This is a genomic window from Rheinheimera sp. 1928-s (genome assembly GCF_029269265.1).
Lineage (GTDB): Bacteria > Pseudomonadota > Gammaproteobacteria > Enterobacterales > Alteromonadaceae > Pararheinheimera.
The window spans coordinates 166,955-187,354 of record NZ_JARIXP010000002.1; the positions used below are offsets into that span (position 1 = coordinate 166,955).

The 20,400-nt window shown below is 46.6% G+C and carries 17 protein-coding genes; 2 read left to right on the forward strand and 15 right to left on the reverse strand.

The window, feature by feature from the left end:
• Window positions 1–40: 40 nt before the first annotated feature.
• The 5 genes from P3C17_RS05695 to P3C17_RS05715 form a co-directional block, all read right to left on the reverse strand.
• Window positions 41–1,696, reverse strand: a complete 1,656-nt coding sequence (locus P3C17_RS05695; RefSeq protein ID WP_300928500.1) for a type IV pilus secretin PilQ family protein — start codon at window positions 1,694–1,696, stop codon at window positions 41–43.
• Between the two features lie 63 nt (window positions 1,697–1,759).
• Window positions 1,760–2,305 (reverse strand): pilus assembly protein PilP, encoded by a 546-nt coding sequence (locus P3C17_RS05700; RefSeq protein WP_300928501.1) that lies wholly within the window; start codon window positions 2,303–2,305, stop codon window positions 1,760–1,762.
• A complete protein-coding gene (locus tag P3C17_RS05705) occupies window positions 2,302–2,901 on the reverse strand; it encodes a type 4a pilus biogenesis protein PilO (protein ID WP_300928502.1) in 600 nt (199 codons plus the stop codon). Before P3C17_RS05705 ends, P3C17_RS05700 begins: the two co-directional genes overlap by 4 nt.
• Window positions 2,898–3,506, reverse strand: a complete 609-nt coding sequence (locus P3C17_RS05710) for a PilN domain-containing protein (RefSeq protein WP_300928503.1) — start codon at window positions 3,504–3,506, stop codon at window positions 2,898–2,900. Before P3C17_RS05710 ends, P3C17_RS05705 begins: the two co-directional genes overlap by 4 nt.
• A complete protein-coding gene (locus P3C17_RS05715) occupies window positions 3,494–4,618 on the reverse strand; it encodes a pilus assembly protein PilM (protein ID WP_300928504.1) in 1,125 nt (374 codons plus the stop codon). Before P3C17_RS05715 ends, P3C17_RS05710 begins: the two co-directional genes overlap by 13 nt.
• A gap of 106 nt (window positions 4,619–4,724) precedes the next feature.
• On the opposite strand from P3C17_RS05715, the gene P3C17_RS05720 reads away from it, so the two are divergent.
• Window positions 4,725–7,346 carry a PBP1A family penicillin-binding protein gene (locus tag P3C17_RS05720; protein ID WP_300928505.1) on the forward strand — a complete coding sequence of 874 codons (2,622 nt, stop codon included), beginning with the start codon at window positions 4,725–4,727 and terminating at the stop codon, window positions 7,344–7,346.
• A gap of 79 nt (window positions 7,347–7,425) precedes the next feature.
• On the opposite strand, the gene P3C17_RS05725 is transcribed toward P3C17_RS05720, so the two are convergent.
• The 4 genes from P3C17_RS05725 to P3C17_RS05740 all read right to left on the reverse strand — a co-directional run bounded on the left by P3C17_RS05725 (window position 7,426) and on the right by P3C17_RS05740 (window position 12,772).
• Window positions 7,426–7,830 carry a Rid family hydrolase gene (locus P3C17_RS05725; RefSeq protein WP_300928506.1) on the reverse strand — a complete coding sequence of 135 codons (405 nt, stop codon included), beginning with the start codon at window positions 7,828–7,830 and terminating at the stop codon, window positions 7,426–7,428.
• A 14-nt stretch (window positions 7,831–7,844) separates the two neighbouring features.
• Window positions 7,845–8,492: a c-type cytochrome gene (locus P3C17_RS05730; RefSeq protein WP_300928507.1), complete on the reverse strand. Its 648-nt coding sequence runs from the start codon at window positions 8,490–8,492 to the stop codon at window positions 7,845–7,847.
• Window positions 8,489–10,087, reverse strand: a complete 1,599-nt coding sequence (locus P3C17_RS05735) for an FAD-dependent oxidoreductase (protein ID WP_300928508.1) — start codon at window positions 10,085–10,087, stop codon at window positions 8,489–8,491. The genes P3C17_RS05730 and P3C17_RS05735 overlap by 4 nt, the downstream gene beginning before the upstream one ends.
• Window positions 10,088–10,198: 111 nt before the next feature.
• Complete coding sequence (locus P3C17_RS05740) at window positions 10,199–12,772, reverse strand: TonB-dependent receptor (protein ID WP_300928509.1); 2,574 nt, start codon at window positions 12,770–12,772, stop codon at window positions 10,199–10,201.
• Between the two features lie 496 nt (window positions 12,773–13,268).
• On the opposite strand from P3C17_RS05740, the gene P3C17_RS05745 reads away from it, so the two are divergent.
• A complete protein-coding gene (locus P3C17_RS05745; RefSeq protein WP_300928872.1) occupies window positions 13,269–13,964 on the forward strand; it encodes a tellurite resistance TerB family protein in 696 nt (231 codons plus the stop codon).
• Between the two features lie 19 nt (window positions 13,965–13,983).
• Here the strand turns inward: P3C17_RS05745 and P3C17_RS05750 are convergent, their stop codons facing one another.
• From P3C17_RS05750 to argC, 6 genes are all read right to left on the reverse strand, one after another.
• The gene (locus P3C17_RS05750; RefSeq protein ID WP_300928510.1) at window positions 13,984–14,661 is read right to left on the reverse strand and encodes a transporter substrate-binding domain-containing protein; all 678 of its coding nucleotides are present in this window, start codon (window positions 14,659–14,661) and stop codon (window positions 13,984–13,986) included.
• Window positions 14,662–14,770: 109 nt separating this feature from the next.
• Window positions 14,771–16,150 (reverse strand): argininosuccinate lyase, encoded by a 1,380-nt coding sequence (gene argH / locus P3C17_RS05755; protein ID WP_300928511.1) that lies wholly within the window; start codon window positions 16,148–16,150, stop codon window positions 14,771–14,773.
• Window positions 16,151–16,216: 66 nt separating this feature from the next.
• On the reverse strand, window positions 16,217–17,425 hold the full coding sequence (locus P3C17_RS05760; protein WP_300928512.1) for an argininosuccinate synthase: 1,209 nt from the start codon (window positions 17,423–17,425) through the stop codon (window positions 16,217–16,219).
• A gap of 2 nt (window positions 17,426–17,427) precedes the next feature.
• A complete protein-coding gene (locus tag P3C17_RS05765; RefSeq protein ID WP_300928513.1) occupies window positions 17,428–18,342 on the reverse strand; it encodes an ornithine carbamoyltransferase in 915 nt (304 codons plus the stop codon).
• Between the two features lie 75 nt (window positions 18,343–18,417).
• Window positions 18,418–19,188 carry an acetylglutamate kinase gene (gene argB / locus P3C17_RS05770; RefSeq protein WP_300928514.1) on the reverse strand — a complete coding sequence of 257 codons (771 nt, stop codon included), beginning with the start codon at window positions 19,186–19,188 and terminating at the stop codon, window positions 18,418–18,420.
• Entirely contained in the window at window positions 19,185–20,225 is a 1,041-nt protein-coding gene (gene argC, locus P3C17_RS05775) for an N-acetyl-gamma-glutamyl-phosphate reductase (protein ID WP_300928515.1), read from the reverse strand. The genes argB and argC overlap by 4 nt, the downstream gene beginning before the upstream one ends.
• Between the last annotated feature and the right edge of the window lie 175 nt (window positions 20,226–20,400).

A 20,400-nucleotide genomic window follows, 5' to 3' on the forward strand; every position in this document is an offset into this window, starting at 1 on the left:
GCCGGAGCCAGCGTCAGCTCCGGCCTTGCTTTACGTCGTGCTACAGGCTCTCAGTCAGTATTTTTGGTGTAACGAAAATCAGTAATTCAGTTTTTTCATTAAAGTCATTGCGGCGTTTAAATAAATTACCTAAATAGGGAATGTCACCAAACACTGGTACTTTAGAGGTGGTATTGGTCATCTGCTGCTGGTAAATGCCACCCAGAACTACTGTAGCGCCATTATCGACCAGCACCTGGGTCTGGATGCGCTGCGTATCTATCGCCTGCGCAGGGCCATTGCCAGTCGATACAGTTTCACCACGAGTATCTTGAGTGATCTCCAAATCCAGAATAATTTTATTGTCTGGCGTAATTTGTGGGGTGACTTCAAGGCTCAATACCGCCTTTTTAAAGGTCACTGTAGTAGCTCCACTGCTGGATGCTTCCAGATAAGGAATTTCAGTACCCTGCTCTATGCGGGCTTTTTTCTGATTGGCCGTGGTAATACGAGGACTGGCAATAATTTCGCCTTTGTTTTCCTGCTCCAGCGCTGACAACTCTAAATCCAGTAAAGTACCATCAGCAAATTTAGTCACATGAAAAGCTATACTGCCAGCCGGATTCGCCACAGGTAAATTCACATTCCATCTATCATTTAAAGCAGGCACAGTGCCACCAGCCAGATTATTGGCACCAGGTGCATTGCCAGACCAGGCTCTGTCATTTTGCTGGTCGCTAAAGCCCCAGCGTAAGCCTATTTCGTCCCGCACGTTGTCTTTAACTGTCACCATCCGGGATTCAATCAGCACTTGCTTCACCGGCACATCCAGCCGTCGCAATAAACGCCGCACACTTTCAATAGTGGTTGCAGTGTCTTTCACCAGCAAGGTATTGGTTCTGTCATCCACAGCCACATTACCGCGGGCGGATAGTAGGGTCGCTTCTTTATTGTTGAGTAAAGCGGCAATATCCGCCGCTTTGGCATAATTAATAGGTAAAAACTCTGAGATCAGAGGTTCCAGTTGTTCAACCTGCTGCTGAGCCTGTAGCTCTTTCGCTTCGCGCGCTGCCAGCTCATCAGAGGGCGCTATCATCAGAATATTGCCATCCATACGTTTATCCAAACCACGCACTTTCAGCACTATATCCAGCGCCTGATCCCAGGGCGTGCCATCCAACCGCAAGGTGATATTGCCTGTCACTGAGTCACTGGTAACCAGATTAAAGCCGTTGTAATCTGCAATGATCTGCAGCACTGTACGCACCGGAATATCCTGAAAATTCAAAGAAATAGCGCGGCCTACATACTGAGCTGTTGCGGCTGACTGCTGCTGGTCCGCAGCGCTTTTTTGCACCACCAGATGAAACACCTGATCGACTTGCTGGTAGCTGTAGGTGAATGAATCAAGAGTTGCGATCACCAACCTTGCTTTGTCGCCTTCCCTGAATGTTTCAATACCTTTAACCACAGTAGCGAAATCCAGCACATCCAGTTGATACAACAACTCATCACTGATTTGAGTATCATGAAAGTCCAGTTGGATTTGGCCATTTTGTTCAACCACATCCACAGCAGCCGAATTTTGTTGCAGAAACACCAGAATCTTTGCCTCGCCTTGTTCTCCACGACGAAAATCTATCGATTCAATCTCATTAATAAAGTCTGTACTCTGCCGTGCTGAGGTATAAAAAGCCAGCACAGCACAAAACAGCATTATTACTTTACTAAGGTGCAGAAGCCTGGAGCTTGTTTTAATTTTTATCATGATTCAGGGTGCTCAGTTAGTTTCGGCTGCATCAGCGGACGCATCCAACAATTGCAATTTGCTGTTCCTCTGCACAGTGCAACCACTGCCATCAGGAATAAATTCTGTGATCTCAATATAGTCTGGCTTTACGGCTATCACCTTGCCATGAAATAAACCTAATCTGTCGTTGATACTAATCCTGTGCAAACTTTGATCTGAGGCTTCAATCAAAGCCCATAACTGATCAGCATGGCCCAGGGTGCCACGCATTTTTAAGTTATCTATGGCAAATTGTTCCAGTGCTTGTTTTTCGCGCTGATTATCCAATTGAATACAACCCGGCTGATGCACAGGCAGTTGGTTGTAAGCCTCCGGTGATGGCAAACTGAAAGGACTGCGTAAGTCGGAGCTGGTGTAAGGCAAGTGTTCAAAGGCTTTGACCGGTGGCAAAGGCGGAATTTTAGCGTTGGAGTTCGCTTTCACATCCGCCATAAACTGCTGAATATCAGTGGTATCGTCAAAACATCCAGCTAAAAACAGGGTCATAAAAAGCAGAAGCAATGAAGTCAGTTTCATTTTTTCAGCTCCTTGTACCTGTAAGTTTTGGCGATAACACTAAAACTCTGCTTACCGTCTTCCCTGCTTTGGATCAAAAAATCATGCAAACTGACAATACGGGGTAACTTGGCAATTTCACTGACAAAATTACCAATCTGGTGATAATCCCCCACCACCTCAATCTGGATAGGTAATTCGGTATAAAACTCTTTTTCAATTTCCGGCATCCAGTTAATCCGGACAAAGGTCAGCCCCACTGAAGTACCGGCAAAAGTAATATCATCCAGCATGCCAGGGGTTTCGTGGGTTGCAGGTAGTTGTTTTAATAAGGTGGAAAAGGTTTTTTCCATTTCCAGCATTTGCTCTTGGTACAACTCAAGATTGATCGCCTTTACATATTTATTTTGGTAATCCACCCGCAGTTCCAGCTCTTTTTGTTGTGCTGTTTCGAGGTTCGTCACCTGAGCTTCAATCAGGAAAAAATAACTCAGCAACATCACGACAAAAGCCACGACCAAAGCCAGACCAATTTTCCCAGCTTTCGGCCAGGCTCCCATATTATTAAAATCAATTTCAGATAAATCGATATCGGACAAGTTAATGTTCAGGCTCATTTGCTTGCTCCGCTTTTAGCAGCGCCAGCCTTGCCAGCGGGCTCCGGTGGTAATGGAGGCGGTTCAGCACCCACCAGATGTAAGTGCATTTTGAAATCACTTAATAAACCACTGTCCTCTTTGCTGGCCTGAATAAACTCCAACACAGGTAACGTCAGCAGAGGGGATTGTTCAATCACTCGCAGCAAGCTGGATAATCTGTTGTTAGACTCACTTTTCCCTGTCACCAGTAACCTGTTGAACTTCTTATCTAATGACACCAGATACACCCCAGCAGGTACAGTCTTGGCCACTTCATCCATAATTTGAGTGCCCAGATTTCTGCTGCGCTGCAACTGCTCTATCAGTGACATACGCTGCTGCAAACCGGCTTTTTGTTTTTCCAGCTCACGGATCTGTGCAATACGCTGATCCAATACCTGAATTTCCGTCTCCAGTAAGGTATTGCGGCTGAGTTGCCCTTCCACACGGGCCTGATACAGCCAATAGACAATAAACATCAACACAAAGGCCAATACAGCCACCTGCGCCAACACCGTCAGATAATTCAATTGTTGTTGTTTACGCGCGGCTTCACGCCATGGCAGCAGGTTTATTGATGCCATGAGTTAAAACTCCGTAGCGCTAAGCCTGTGGCAATCATCAGGCAAGGGGCTTTTTCCGTCAGCTCCTGACGATGAACAGCCGAGGCTGATTCCATATGGCGAAACGGATTGGCGATCACAGCCTGAATGGCCAGCTCGTCACTGATCAGAGTGTCTATGCCATCCAGCAAACTGGTACCGCCACTGATCAGCAAATAATCCACCTGCTCTTTACCACTGGTGGTCAGGTACATCTGAATAGCTCGGCGGATTTGCTGCAATAACATGGTCTGAAAAGGTGCCAGGACTTCAAAACTGTAACTGGGAGGCAAGTCGGCCAGAATTTTTGCCTGTTCTGCTTCTTCATAGGTTTTATTGTAGTAATTCATAATACTGCGGCTGTAATGCTCGCCACCAAAGGCAATATCTCTGGTGTAGAGGTTTTTATCGCCCTCCACTATGCTCAGCAGCGTCATAGTGGCGCCTATATCCAGCACAGCCACTACTTTTTCTGCAGCATCCTCGGGCAATTGATCCAGGCACAGCTCAGCGGCGCGGCTTAAGGCTGAACTTTCGACATCTATTACTTTGGCGGTAAATCCAGCCGACTCCAGCGCGGTAACACGGGCCTGAACACTTTCGGTGCGGGCGGCACTAAGCAACACATTCACTTTACTCGGGTCAGTTTCATTGGCTTCGAGCCGTTCGAAGTCTAAACTGACTTCATTCAGCGGGTATGGAATTAAACTATCGGCTTCTAATTCAATCTGACGGGCTAATTCAGCATCTGTTAAACTGGCATCCATAAAAATGACTTTACTGATCACCAAAGAACCAGACACAGCCGATGCAGCATACTTAATTGATTTATCTATCTTTTTCCTGATATTCAATAAAGCATGAGCCACAGCTTCGATATCCTGAATTTCACGATCCACCATCGTGCCTTTCAGCATAGGTTCTATTGCAAAGGCTTCTACTTTATAATGCTGGTTGTGTTGGCTTAATAACACAGCTTTAACAGCATGTGAGCCAATATCGACCCCTAACATTAAGGTTTTTTTTGTTTGAAACAGCTGCTTTAGCATAGCGTCCCGTGCACAGGTCAATGATTTATATTGAACTTCTGTCATGAGCTTAGTCGTTTCATACAAGATTGCGTAGGGTCAGCAAACAGCTTTTAAAAAAAAACAGACTAGCAGTCCCGCTAGATCCAAAAATATACATTGAGGTTAATCAGTGTCGTGGTTTAAAAAACTAATCATTCTGATGATTGCAGGTGCTTTTTCCGTTGTAGCTCTGGTTGCGGCGAGTTACTGGTATGTCAAAGATGACCTGCCAAGTGTGGCCACATTAAAAGATGTGAAGCTGCAAACGCCAATGCGTGTCTTTAGTCAGGACGGCGAACTTATTTCACAGTTCGGTGAAAAACGTCGTATTCCATTAAAACTGGAAGAAATGCCTGATTTGCTGCTCAAAGCCGTGCTTGCTACAGAAGACAACCGCTTCTATGAACACCCTGGCATTGATGTGATTGGTATGTTCCGCGCCTTTACCGTCGTTGCTATGAGCGGTGAAGCCAGGCAAGGTGCCAGTACTATTACTCAGCAATTAGCTCGTGTATTTTTCCTGACTCGGGAGAAAAAGCTAATCCGTAAAATTAAAGAAATATTTTTAGCTTTACGTATCGAACAGGAACTCACCAAAGATGAAATTCTGGAGCTGTATTTAAACAAAATTGAATTAGGGCATCGCTCTTTTGGTGTGGGTGCTGCAGCGCAAGTGTACTTTGGCAAAAACATTCAGGATTTAACTTTATCTGAAATGGCTATTATTGCCGGTTTACCGCAAGGCCCTTCGGTATTAAACCCGGTGCGTTCGCCAAGCCGTGCCCGGGCTCGTCGCAATATTGTATTGGGGCGTATGCTGAATGAAGGCTACATCACTCAGGCTCAGTATGATGAAGCACTGCAGGAGCCTATTTTATCCAAACTGCACGGCGCGCAAATTACCGCTTCAGCTCCTTATATAGCTGAAATGGTGCGTCAGGAAGTGGTGGATAAATATGGCGAAGAAGAAGCCTATTCCAAAGGTTTTCAGGTGTTTACTACTGTAGATTCTAAATTACAGGGTAAAGCTGTAGCTGCTGTGCAAAAAAATGTCGTGGGCTATGATGAACGCCATGGCTACCGTGGCCCTGTCGCCACTTTGTGGCAAGCCACAGCCCAACCTCAGGAAGATGGTTCAGTTAAATTTGCCGAAACAGACCGCATGACGGATGAAGCTATTCTGGCTTATCTGGATACACAAAATGGTCTGGAAGATTTAATTCCGGCCGTTATTACTGAAGTGTCAGGCCAGCAGGCAGAAGCCATTTTATCCGGTGGCCGTAAAATCACCTTGCCATGGCAGGGGTTAAACTGGGCCAGAGCTTTTATCAGTCATGACAGACAAAGCCATCCACCTAAAGCAGCGGCCGACGTGTTAGCACCAGGTATGCATGTATTAGTGCGTCCCGATGCCGGCGAATGGCGTTTAGGCCAAATTCCAGGTGTCAGTGGCGCTATAGTGGCCATTAATCCGAAGGATGGTGCTGTGCAGGCCTTAGTAGGCGGTTACAGTTTTGCCATGACACAGTTTAACCGCGCCACTCAGGCGAATCGCCAGGTGGGTTCTAACATCAAACCTTTTATTTATTCTGCTGCGCTGGAAGCTAATCTGACACTGGCAACCTTAATGAACGATGCACCTATTCACCAGTGGGATGAAGGTTCAAATCAGGCATGGCGACCGAAAAACTCCCCTGAAGTGTATGACGGAGCTATCCGTATTCGTGAAGCTTTAGCCAAATCAAAAAACGTAGTCGCAGTGCGTTTATTACGTGCTGTAGGTATAGAAAACACCCGCCAGCATCTGACTAAATTTGGTTTCAGAGAAAAAGATCTGCCACACAGTGAAACCCTTGCCTTAGGTTCAGCTTCGTTAACTCCGCTTGAACTGGCCACAGGTTATGCGGTATTCGCCAACGGTGGATATTTAGTGAAGCCTTATGTCATTACCAAAATTCTGGATGATCAAAATAACCTGATTTACGAGCATATTCCTGTGCCAGTCTGCGCTGAATGCGAACAACAAGACTTAGCAACCAAGGCCGCTGCCGAACAAGCAGCAAAGGAAGCTGCAGCTCTGGCAGAAACAGCAGATCCTGAAGCTCAGTTGGAAGCTACTTTTGCCGAACAAACAGCGACAACCGAACCAGCGACTACAACAGCTCCGGCTTATGCGCCACGGGTGTTATCAGCACAAAATGCATTTTTAATTGCTGACGCACTGAAAAGTTCGATTTGGGGTGGCGGTGACTGGAAAGCCGGCACTGGCTGGCTGGGTACAGCTCACAGGTTACGAGAGTTAAAACGCCAGGATTTAGCCGGCAAAACAGGTACCACCAATGATGTAAAAGACGCCTGGTTCTCTGGTTTTTCGCCAGAACTTGTCGTCACTTCATGGGTAGGTTTTGATGATGCTGAAAGCCGCTTAGGTAAAACAGCCTGGAATAATAACTTAGGCAAAGATCAGATTGCTGGCGGTGAGTCCGGAGCTAGAACAGCTTTACCGGCCTGGCAGGAGTTTGTCGGTTTTGCGTTAAAAGATAAACCACAAGTCTATATGCAGCCTCCTGTAGGCATCACCTCAGTACGGATTGATCTGAAAACGGGTTTATTAACTCAGGCTACAGATAACAGCAGTGGCTTCGAGTTTTTTATTCAGGGTACAGAACCCAAAACTTATGTGAACTCATCAGTGCAACAATTACCAACACAAAATAATCAGCAACAGCAAGACGAAATAGAGTTGTTCTGATAGCTTACCCAAGCTAAAAAACAGGCCGCTTTTGCGGCCTTTTTTGTCACCAATACTGCATACCCATAGGGATTAAGGTCTAGCGGCGATCACCTCGATTTCGACCAACATGCCATCCGCCACTAAACCTGCAATTTGCAAAATCCATTTTTCCGCCCAAAGCTGGATCCCCAACCAGAAACACTGTCATTTTAATCACATCGCCCATACCCAGGCCTTTTTGCTTTAATGAGCTTTCAATCTGGCTCAGCACGTTCAGGGTTTGCTCTTCGGTATTGCCCCAAAACTCCACTGAGCCTTTGGCCGCTTTTGGATCTTTAGGTGCTGGTACTTTGCCGCTTTCAAACACCAGTTTATTTACTTCCACTGCATTGGCGATAGGAAAAGTACTGTTGTCGGGCAAAGGATAGCGTTTTACTTCTGCCATCAGGCTGCTGCTTGCAACACAAAGTGATAACAGAGCTAATTTTGTCAGGCTTTTCATTCGGTGGTTTCCTCTTATTTTTTAATGTCCGTTTGTTGAAGATTTGTCTTTTGAATATCCAAAGTAGTGATATAAGCCACAAGATCAGTCAGATCCTGATCCCGCTTAATTGAAAGTGCAATTTGTTTCATCAGCGCCCCGGCTGCATCTTTTTCAGCACTACCACGCTGTCCGCTACGATAAGCCTGTAATTGACGTAACAAATACCAGCTGTACTGGCCTGCCAGAGGGGGAGATCCCATTGTCTGATTACCTTCAGCGGCAGCACCATGACAAGCCGCGCAAGTCTGATACAAGGTTTTGCCTTGGCTCACATCTCCGGCAACCTTTTCAACCGTTTTGCTGACCTGAAAACCGCGGATAAAGCCAATGGCGCGTTTTATATCCTCCGGGCTCATACTTTGAGCCACCGCCATCATTTCCTTACTATAAGCGTCTGTGCTTTGATGACCACGCCAACCCGATTGAAACGCCTGTAGCTGAGAAGACAAATACCAGTCGGGTAAAATAGCCAGATTAGGCGCACTGATAGCCTCGTTGCCCTGTGCATTGCTGCCATGACAGACCAGACAATACTGGGCATCGGTATGAAAAGTTTCAGCCTGAACAGTAGCGCTGAATAAAACAGCGAACAAGGCACAATATAAGATCCAGTCCTTCATACCGCCACCTGCCGCTGCTTTTGGTGTTCCTGCTGCTGGATACTTTCCATCGCATACCAGGCCGAGCGCACAGCTCCTTCCTGCCAGCCAGGGTGATAACTAACCTGATCGCCTACCATATAATGAGCACCCACAGGTGCCTGTAAGGTCGCAAAACTACTCTTCAGCAAATCTTCCGACCAGACAGCGCCACAACCCAGCATATGATTCATACGTTGCCAGCACACACTGTTGCCCTGCTCTATGTATTTACCATAGTCCGGATGCAACTTTGCCCCCTGAGTGATAGCAGTGGCTATCCGCTGCTGATGGGTCATTGCAGAAATACGATCGGAGATGGCTGGGTCCCAGCTGTAAGCCCCCAGCAAAATGCCTTTGGCTTTAAATAGACCATGTGAAGGGTACCAAATTTGGGTGATATCCTGATTGGTCCAGCTGATGCCTGAATAAATCTGATCTTTCTCCCAAAAGCGTTCTTTCGCCTGCAAGGCTATTTTCGATAGTTTTCCACGCTGCAGCGCCTTCATCACAGCAACATAGTCAGCAGGGAAATTGTTTTCTATACCAGCCATCAACTGAGCAGGAATACAGTTCAGGCAATAGTCGGCCTGCTCTACCTGCAACTGACCATCCAGCCAGTAGCTGACTTCAACACCTTGTGGCAGCAGCTGTACTTTTTGTACTTGTGCTTTTAACTGCACTTTGCCGGCTAAGCGACTCAGAAAAGCATCGACTATTTTGTCCATACCGCCAACAGGTGTTATCACTGCTGCCGCCTGATCAGCCAATTCGCCAAAATGCATGGCTCCAGCCCAGAAATTACTTTGCAGCAAATCAGCAAAGGCTCTCGGTTTTTTCAACACCCCTGGCGATAAAATGCCACCTGACTGATAACCAGCTCTGTCACTGCCCTCATAAGTAAAATCACTGGATAAGTCACCATAAGAGCGGCAAAACTCCAGTAGCTTTTGTCGGTCTATATCGTCAAAGGGAGCATCCAGTTTTGCCTGTGCCTGCACAGACTTTGCCATCAATTCACTGAAAAAACCCCGGGTATCCGCTTCGTATTCACGTATACGAACAGGTTTTCCGGCAAAAGCATTGTCATCCTGGGTGTAGCAGTTTTTGTTGTAGTTACAAAACGTCTGCATCTCTACAGCAAATTCGCGGCAGTAGTGCAGAATAGCGGTGTGATGGGCAGGAATACGGGCAGGACCTGCATTGAAATACAGGTCTGGGTCTTTATCAAAGTTACAAAATTGCGGGTTACCTAGCTCATCAATAAAATCACCATGACGAATGGTAAGGTTTCTGCCGCCCGCTCTGTGGGAGGCTTCAAGGATCTTGCAGTGATAACCTGCTTTGCCAAGTTCGTAGGCAGCCACCAAACCACTGATGCCAGCTCCCAGTATTAATACAGTTTTAGGTCCCGAGGTTAAAGGCTTCAGCTTCACCAGTTCAGCCTGGGCCTGCACCGGAGTGGCGAATAAGCCAAATAAACCAGCTGCCTGTAACATAGCGGCTGAACCACCCACTTTACCTATCCACAACAAGGCTTCTCTTCGGCTGAGCTGTTTATTATGTATCTCTGTCATCGGCACTATTCCCTCTACATCCTGCACAAAAGCAGACGGGTCACGATCAAAAGAACAAAACCCAGGCTGCGGTATCCCTAATGCAGCCTGAGTTCTGCCCTGACTGCTCAATCAGAAGGTATAAACGCCTCTGAAGTAGTAATAGCCGCCGTTGAAGCCGTATGGCGAAGTCACAGGGTATTTAGCCCCAACAGAATCACCATAAGGGTTCAGACCCGGGTATTTATCAAAGGCGTTTTGTGCACCGACAATCAGTTCTATGTTATCGCTGAGCATGTAGCCCAATTCAAGATCGACCAGAAGTGCAGATCCTTCAGACATGCCCTGAGCAGCGTCGTAGGTATCGTCTACTTCCCAGAAAGAACCAAAGTAGTTCACTCTGGCCAGTGCACGCCAGTTATCCTCTGAGTGATTAAAGCTGATGCTGCCACGGGTTTTAGGTAAGTTCTCCTCCAATGTGCGGATTTTGACGTCATCTATATTGGTGGTCAGCGGATCAACAGTGACTTCGGTTTTGTTCCAGTTCATAACAAAACTTAATTTGGATGCACCAGATCCCAAATCCAGATCCTGACTGATGACTAAGTCTGCTCCCGTCGTTTTAGTGTCAAAGTCGTTGGTAAAAAACTTAATGCTGGTATAGCTGGTTGCGTCGTTAATCCCCATAGCCAGCAAAGCAGCAATATCAGTTTCGGACAGTTCAAGCGGAGAGGTTTGACTCAACCGATCTTCCACGTCAATTCTGTACATGTCTAAAGAAACGTGAGTGGAACCAAACTCGCCCACTAAACCAAAAGAAAGGTTTTCAGATTCCTCTGGCTTTAACGCTTTTCCGCCTTTTTGAATTGATATGGGGTTATCCGGCGGCAGTGTTGCTTCGTCTACCAAACCATTAGGGCCAAAAGCTGTACTGACGTTCACCACTTTGCTTTGGCCTATTGTAGGCGCACGGAAGCCTGTACCCGCTGCAGCGCGCAACGACAAGCTATCGGTGATTTTAAACAAGCCGGAGACTTTCCAGTTGGTGGTATCACCAAAGTCGGAATAATCTTCATAACGAACAGCGCCATTGAGCATCAGGTTTTCTGTAACCCAACTGGATACATCGGTATAAAAAGATAAATTATGGCGACTGAATACCCCTGCAGATTCAGGTTTAAAACCGGGGAAACCATTGGAACCAATACCAAAACCTTGATCCGCCAACACACCCACAGAGTAAGAGGGCACATCACCGGCTTTGACTTCAAAGGTGTCTTCACGCCATTCCATGCCACCTGCCAGCACCACTGCATCATAGAAACCCACTTCAAATTCGCGGAACAAATCCATATTTAATCCGAGCTCACTTTGCACATAAGTGCCAGGACTAAAACTGGTCGGTGAATTGGCGCCTAAGGACGCGTTCACTGTATTGTTTATTTTAAACTCGGCCTGGTTGCGGCCGTAGGATGCACTTAAGTCGAAAAATATGTCATTAACCAGTTCGCCTTTGACACCACCAGCAATGGCGCTGTCGGTCACTGTGCCACCAAATTTTGGTGTAAAACCGCCCGGGAACATTTCAACAAAAGACCAGCAATTTGGATCTGCAGTGATAGCAGCCAGGTCAGATGCAATAGGAATACCATTGGCATCCAGTCGTAATGGACCACAACTGTTACCATCATCCGGAGTCATGTCGCCAACCAACACCGAATCGTATTCGACATCATCTACTGTTACTTTAGGACCTGCATAAACACCGCCGCGGTTAGTGGGGTTACGATAATAAAAACCGCCCTCAACTTCACGCTGGGCATGGTTACCAAAGGCATAGGCCTCTTTGCCATTTTTCAAATCAAGTTCCAGATTGGCGAAGAGTTTAAAGTCATCTTTGATTTCCGGTGAACCCCAAACCTGAGCTGGATTCAACACTGCTGTATTGCCAGCTTCAATCAAAGCTGCAGCGTCAGAGCGCTGCACACTGCGATCGGTCGGGTCCGCATTTTTGTATTCAAAACTGAAGTTGGCAGAACCGGAATCGGTTAGAGGTAAACCTATATTACCGGCCAATGTTTCACTGGTGCCGTCCCCTTCATAATGCTGGCCCCATTTGGCTTCCAGCACACCACCTTCGCTATCATTTTTTAGCTGGAAGTTCAGCACACCAGCTATAGCATCAGAACCATACTGAGCCGCAGCACCATCGCGTAATACTTCGACTTGTCTTATAGCAACCGCAGGGATCACCGAAATATCAGGGCCCTGAGCACCATCTGAAATACCACCACCAGCAAAGGCAATGACTGAGGCGCGGTGACGTCTTTTACCATTCACTAACACTAGCGTTTGATCCGGACCAAGACCACGCAAATTGGCAGGACGAATTAAAGTAGCGGCATCGCTGATAGACTGAGCATTGATGTTAAAACTGGGCACCAGAGTACTCAGCATATTAAGCATATCCGGGTTACCCTGATTGGCGAACTCTTCAGCACCTATAATATCGATAGGCACGGGAGACTCACCGACAGAACGTGGTGCGGCGCGGGAGCCTACCACTGCAATTTTCTCTACATTTTCTTTCTCTTTGGCTGCATCATCCTCTTCGGCCGCTAAAGCAACACCACTATAGCCCAGTAAAACAGCACCTTGTAATGCGGCACCTATCTGCAGACATAACGCACTTTTTTTTATTTTCATAGTTTTTATCCAGGGTGAGAGGTAAACTGATGTTCCTGCATTACGCGACAAAAACTGCGACGCCGCCTGCTGATTTTCCATTCATATAATCAACATATAAATACAGTCCTACTTAGTTCAACTCACGTCAATTGAATAAAAATTAACCATCAGATGAAAATTAGTATTTTATATAACAGCATGTTTTAATTTGTTTTTATTCAGAAAACATCAAATACAACTACTGCACCACAATAAAACAGCCAGATAATCACCCAACCACTAAAGTGAATATAAATGCACCAATGCGGTTCACTAGTTTGTCTTTTCATCTTAAGTAGTGCAGCCGGTTCACTCAATTTAGTGCATTTTCTTTCAGCAAAAGAATCCGCCAGAGAAGGTCAGGCTTTTGACCACCAGCAAGTGCAACCAGATACATTCACTTACACAACCCAATGAATTTTTTAAGGAAACAGCGGTCTGAAATTTATAATTCAATTCAGGAAGAGAAAAAGTGATGAATACAAAAGCTTTGTTAGAACAACTGTTAAAAGCTGGCTCTGATGTAATGCAGCAAAAAACCTCAGGCACTATGGGCTCTAAAACAGCTGATTTATCTTCTGTCAGCAAACTCATGTCAGGTTTTGGCGGTGGCGCTTTATCAGGTGGTGCTTTGGCTTTGCTGCTTGGTTCAAAACAAGGCCGCAGTCTGGGTGGGAAAGTCATTACTTATGGCGGTTTGGCTGCCTTGGGTGTACTTGCCTATAAAGCCTATGGTAACTGGCAACAACAAAATAAAGGGACAGTGGATCAACATGAACCACAAACTGTAGACCGCTTGCCTGCAGCAGAGGCTGAGCAGCACAGTAACGCTATTTTAAAAGCGCTGATCGGTGCAGCCAAAGCTGATGGTCATATAGATCAACAGGAACGCGAATTGATTGACAGCGAAATAGCCAAACTGACTTCAGATCTTAGCCTGCAGCGCTGGTTTGACCAGGAAATGGCAAAGCCGCTGGATCCGGCTGACATTGCTTTGGCGGCTACGACAGAAGAAATGGCAGCGGAGATGTATCTGGCTAGTTTACTGGTGATCAATGAGCAAAATTATATGGAAGGCGCTTATTTACAGGAGCTGGCACGACAGCTCAAACTGCCGGTTGAACTCAAAGCTGAACTGGATTTTCAGGCCAAGCAGGCCCTTTCTCAATAACATCTGACCGTTAATCAGGCTATTCATTCGGCAACGCTGGCTTTGGAATTTGTTGCTGACAAGCCAGAATAGCCTGATTAATCGAATGAATATGCCGTTTACCAAAAGCCTTGCTCAGATAAAAACCACCTGATGTGGTATTAAACACCTGCTGGTGGTAAAGCGGACTTTGCTCAGACAGCAATGCGTTTAATGACAAATCCGGCAGCAAGGCAGCATCCACCCTTCTGGCGTCCAGAGTCAGTAATTGTTTATCAAATTCTTCAACATAAACAACATTCAAATACCCAGCTTTTTCCAAATAACTGGCTTGTAGCGAACCACGTTTTACGGAGACGGAGATAGCCTTGTTTGTCAGGTCAACTTTTGAGTCTGGCAAGGTTAACCATATATTATTCACTGTGACAAACTCGATAGACCGCACAGAGCTTTTATCACGCTCAGCATCAAACAAAGCCGGGTAGACTAAATCAAGCTCTCCTGTTGCGACATGATGAAATAAGCGGATGTTAGGGTAACTTTTCCAGTCAAACTGCAACTGACTTTGTTGCTCTATGCAGCGCAGCAATGAAGCATCATAACCTCTTGGCTCTGCTGCTCCAGGTAAAGACAGGCTGAAATTCGTTGGATGGCCAGCTTTGACCACTGGAGTGGCTTGCACTGATGCCACAAAACATAAAAAAAGCCACTTTTTCATCAGTGTCTGATCCACCCAGTTTTTTTAAAGTATAGCCAAACAAAAATGGGGTCAGCTCAGATTGTTAACTGTTAACAATCTGAGCTGACCCCATTTTCTAACCCTTGAATTACAAAGCTTCGAACCAAAGCTTAGTTGCATCCAGCGCTTCTTTAACCCGCTCAGGACTGGTACCAGCCAAAGATGCCCGTTTCGCCAGACCTGCTTCAATAGTCAGGGCGGCAAAAACATCCTCACTGATCAAAGGCGATACCTGCTGCATTTCGGCTAAAGCTAAAGCTTCCAGCGGTTTTTGCTGCTTCGAAGCCACCAGCACCAGCTCACCGGATAACTCATGAGCGTCACGGAAAGCGATGCCTTTACCCACCAGATAATCGGCCAGGTCGGTCGCATTGCTGTAGCCAAGCTCTGCAGCTAAACGGCAACGTTCCACATTAACCGATAAATGCGGCAGTACTGTCGCCAGCACCAGCAAGCATTGCTGCCAGCTTGCCACTAAATCGAAAAAGCCCTGTTTGTCTTCCTGCATATCTTTGTTGTACGCCAGAGGCAAACCTTTGAGTACATGCAAAATAGCCACTAAATGACCCAGCACCCGGCCGGTTTTACCACGTAATAATTCAAATACATCCGGGTTTTTCTTTTGTGGCATCAAGGACGAGCCGCTACTGATAGCATCACCCAGCTTAAAGAAAGCCGCTTCGCCTGAGCAAAAGAAAATCACATCTTCAGATAAACGCGATAAATGTGTCATACACAAAGAGGCGGTAGCAGACAGCTCAACCACATAATCCCGATCAGACACTGCATCTAAGCTATTAAGCGCTGCGGATTTAAAACCTAAACGCTGCGCTAAAGCTGTGCGGTCGATTTGAATACCAGTGCCCGCTAAAGCACCACAACCTAAAGGACAAACATCCATCCGCTCTAACGCATCGTCAATACGGCTTAAATCCCGTTTAAACATTTCGATGTAAGCCAAAGCCCAGTGACTGACCAGCACAGGCTGAGCCCGTTGCAGGTGAGTAAAGCCCGGCATCACAGCGCCAAAATGCGCATCAGCAAAAGTAATCAATGCACCAATGGCAGTAATTAAAGTGCTGCGAACCTGACTGGCATTCAGTTTGGTCCACAAACGTAAGTCGGTTGCCACTAAGTCGTTACGGCTGCGGCCGGTGTGCAGCTTTTTCGCCACCGCACCAATTTTTTGCTGCAACTGAGCTTCCACCCAGCTATGAATATCTTCTTCCTGCGTCTGCAACGGCAGCTTAGGATTGGATTCCAACGCTAAAGCTAAATCAGCCAAAGCATGATCCAGTTGCTCTGCTTCAGCTGCGGTAATAATACCAGCCTCAAGCAAGCCTATGGTCCAGGCACGGGAGGCCTGAATATCCTGTTGCGCCAGCAGATAATCAAAACTTAATGAGTCATTAAATTCACTGAACTCGGCCAGACTGGCTTCGGTAAACCGACCACCCCACATCGCCATGATAAATACCCCAAAACTTGAAAAGAGAAACGGCTCACAGTTGAGCCGTCTTGATGCTCAGAACCATTAACCTTTGCTATGCAAAGCACGGATACGGCTGGCTAAGCTATACAGGCGGATAAAACCTGCAGCATCTTTTTGGTTGTACACTTCATCACCTTCAAAAGTTGCAAAGGCTTCAGAGTACAGGCTGTTGGGTGAACGGCGTTGCGTTACAGTCACGTTGCCTTTGTACAGCTTGACCACTATGTCACCTGTCAGTTGGTCGGCTAAAGAAGTCGCAGCAGCTAACAAGGCATCTTTTAACGGCGTGAACCAACGACCATCATAAACCAGCTGAGCAAACTCTAAGCCCACTTCTTCACGGTATTTCAGTGAAGTGCGGTCATACACCAGAGATTCCAGTGCACGCAAAGCAGCGACTAAAATAGTACCGCCAGGAGTTTCGTAGCAGCCGCGGGATTTCATACCCACTAAACGGTTTTCAACGATGTCGATACGGCCTATGCCATGCTCTGAACCAATAGCATTCAGCACTTCAATGGCTTTGATTGGAGCTACAGCTTCACCATTTAACTTCGTCAGTTCGCCTTTTTCAAAACTTAACTGAATATGTTCAGCTTTGTCCGGCGCCTGCTCTGGAGATTTAGTCCACATCCAGATTTGGTCTGATGGCTCATTCCACGGGTTTTCAATCTCACCACCTTCGTGCGAGATATGCCATAGGTTGGCATCACGGCTATAAATTTTGGTAGCTGAAGCTGTGGTTGGTACATTTTTCTCTGCCAGGTAATTTAACAGTGACTGGCGGGAATTAAATTGCCATTCACGCCATGGCGCTATCACTTTTAACTGCGGAGCTAAGGCGGCAAAAGCACCTTCAAAACGAACCTGATCATTACCTTTACCAGTACAACCATGGCATAAAGCATCAGCACCTAATTTCAGCGCCAGTTCAACCTGAGCACGGGCAATCACAGGGCGTGCCATAGAAGTACCCAGCAAATACTGGCCTTCATACACTGCACCTGTTTTTAAGGTTGGGTAAATCACTTCTTTGATCAGTTCTTCACGCAGGTCGACCACATGGCACGAGCTTGCGCCTGACTTGATAGCTTTTTCTTCCACACCAGCCAGTTCCTCATCGCCCTGACCTACGTTGGCCACAAAAGCTATCACTTCACAGTCATAGTTATCTTTTAACCAAGGCACAATGGCTGATGTGTCTAAACCACCTGAATACGCTAACACTACTTTTTTGATACTCATGTCCAACCTCAACTAAATAAACTGACTAATACTGCATTCTGAGCGTGCATACGGTTTTCAGCCTGTTGCAACACTAACGAATTATCGCTGTCCAGCACTTCGCTGGTCACTTCATGCCCACGATGTGCAGGCAGGCAGTGCATAAAATGTTTCACCGCTAAACGCTGCATCACTGCAGTATTGATTTGGTAAGGCGCAAACAGGTTCTCGACCAGTTTAGGGTCGGCCTTAGCCCCCATCGACAACCAGGTGTCGGTGTAAATAGCATCCGCACCGGCAGCAGCTGACACATGCTGACTTAAAGTCAGTTTAGCGCCGCTTTTTTCTGCTATGGCCTGAGCTTTTAACAATACATGAGCATCAGGACCAAAGCCTTGTGGTGTGACCACAGTCAGCGTCATACCCATAATGGCCGCGCCTAACATCAGCGAGTGGCAGACATTGTTACCGTCACCGACAAAAGCCAGATGCACCTTGCTTAAGTCGCCATAATGCTCTTTTAACGTCAACAAATCCGCCAGCGCCTGACAAGGATGGTACAAATCGCTCAGTGCATTAATCACTGGTTTCTTGCTGCTTTGCGAAAGCAATACTAATGTTTTCTGAGAATAGACCCGCGCCACTATGGCATCACACCAACAGGCCAGATTACTGCCAAAATCTTCCACTGATTCGCGTACGCCCATAGCTCCGTTTTGCTGATCCAGATACACACTGTGACCACCCAACTTGTTGATCCCGACATCAAAGCTGACACGGGTTCGCAAAGAAGGCTTTTCAAACAATAAGGCAATGCTTTTGCCTTTGAGTGCAGAGCTGTACTGCTCTGGTTTTTGTTTGATCTGAAGCGCAAGCTCCAGCAGGTCGGATAATTGGTTCTGATCCAATTCAGCTAAACATAAAAGCTGGGTTAATTTACTCATAAAAACACACTGCATGTCCGCTAGGCGGCATCCTTATCGTTGCAACACACCCTTATGGTATGTTTTGTTTCGGGATCAATACACGATGCAAGTACCTACTGCTTGTTGTTGCATCAACTTTAATAAATCGTCCGGATGCTGCCATCCTGCCACTGTAATATTACGTTTCAGTGCTTGAGCTGTTTCCAGCGCCGCATCCAGTTTTACTTTCATGCCCCCTTTAATCACACCATCTGTGACCAGTTGTTGCGCTTCTGCTGCAGTTAAAGTGGGGATAAGCTGCATATTGGCATCGAGAATGCCAGGCACATCGGTCAGCAACACCAGTTGGCCCTGTACCAGCTGACAAATGGCGGCTGCAGCAATATCAGCATTCACATTCAGTAGCTGACCATCAGCACTTAAGCCAATAGAGCTGAATACAGGGGTAAAACCCTGGGCCAATAAGGTATTCAGCAGTAGTGGATTGTTAGGTTTGGCAATACCAACAGCACCTAATTTATGATTAATATCAAAAGCTAAACTACCACCTGCAGCCAGACTTAACCCCACAGGATTTAAGCCCTGCAATGTGGCCCGCGCCACCATATCAGCGTTGACCGCACCATCTAAAGCACCAGTAATCACTGGCATTTGTTCTGCTGGAGATACCCGCTGGCCATCAATTTTTTCAGTGGTAAAACCAAATTTAGCCAGCCACTGATCCACCTGATCGCCACCGCCATGCACCAGTACTATTGGATACTGAGTTTTAAGCTGGGCACAAACTTTTAATAAGGCATCTAAAGCGGCCTGATCCTGTAATAAACGGCCACCCATTTTAAGTACTAAAGGTGTCTGGCTCATTCTGCGGCTCCAGCAAATAAACCTGCGGTTTCGGGAGCACCAAATTTGATATTGGCCGCCTGCATAGCTTGTGCAGCAGCACCTTTGAGTAAGTTATCAATAGCGGACACAATCACCAGTTGCTCACCATCCTGTTGCCAGTGGATATCACAAAATGGTGTGCCCGCCACATCAGCCACATTCGGTGAGTGTTTGACTAAACGTACTAATGGCTTAGCTGCATAAGCCTGCTGGAAAGCGGCTGCCACTTGCTCTGCAGTAACGCCTGACTTTAAAGTCACCACGCTGGTGGCCAGAATGCCACGTTTAAAGTTGCCTAAATGTGGCGTAAACACCACTTTGCGGCCTAAATTCTGTTCGATTTCAGGTCTGTGTCTGTGTTTAAAGAAGCCATAGGCATTCAGGCCCACTTCGCAAAATGACGTACTTAATGCCGCTTTACGACCCGCACCAGACACACCGCTGGTGGCGTTAATCACAGGAATACAACCATCGGCCACTAAACCTGCTTTTAATAAAGGCAACAAGGCCAACGAACAAGCTGTTGGGTAACAACCCGGCACAGACACCAACTGAGGCAATGGCTTATCCAGCCACTCCATCAGTGAATACACAGCTTGATCCAAGAGTTCAGGATGCTGATGCTCATAGCCATAATACTTAGGATACAAAGCCGGATCTTTTAAACGGAAAGCACCGGATAAATCAAACACGGCTATGCCTTTGGCCAATAACAAAGGCGTGACAGCTTCACTGACTTCATGCGGTAAAGCTAAAAAAGCCACATCCAGTTTGCCAGCTAAGTCTTCGACTAAATCGTCCGTCCACGGCTGTACCTGGATATCTACAACGCCCTGATAACGTGGATATAAATTAGAAAAAGGCTCAGCAGCGCGGCCAGCGGAAGCAAAAGCGTAACTCAACTCAAAATACGGATTCCGTGCCAACATAACGGCCAATTCGGCGCCGCTATAGCCGGCAGCACCTAATACAGCGCTGCGCAGTGTGGTGGTAGGGGAAGTGGATTGAGTGGACATAGGTCGCTGAGTCTCCGAAAACAAAAATAATAAATTAAGGCCACGCCAAAAAAGTGTGGCCAGTGTAGTGGCTTCGCCATGCAGTTTCAAGAATTATTATGCTGAATTAGTGAATTTTTATTTTATTTAATTCATAAATTCAAACAAGCACAAGATCCACTGCAGAAAGACCACA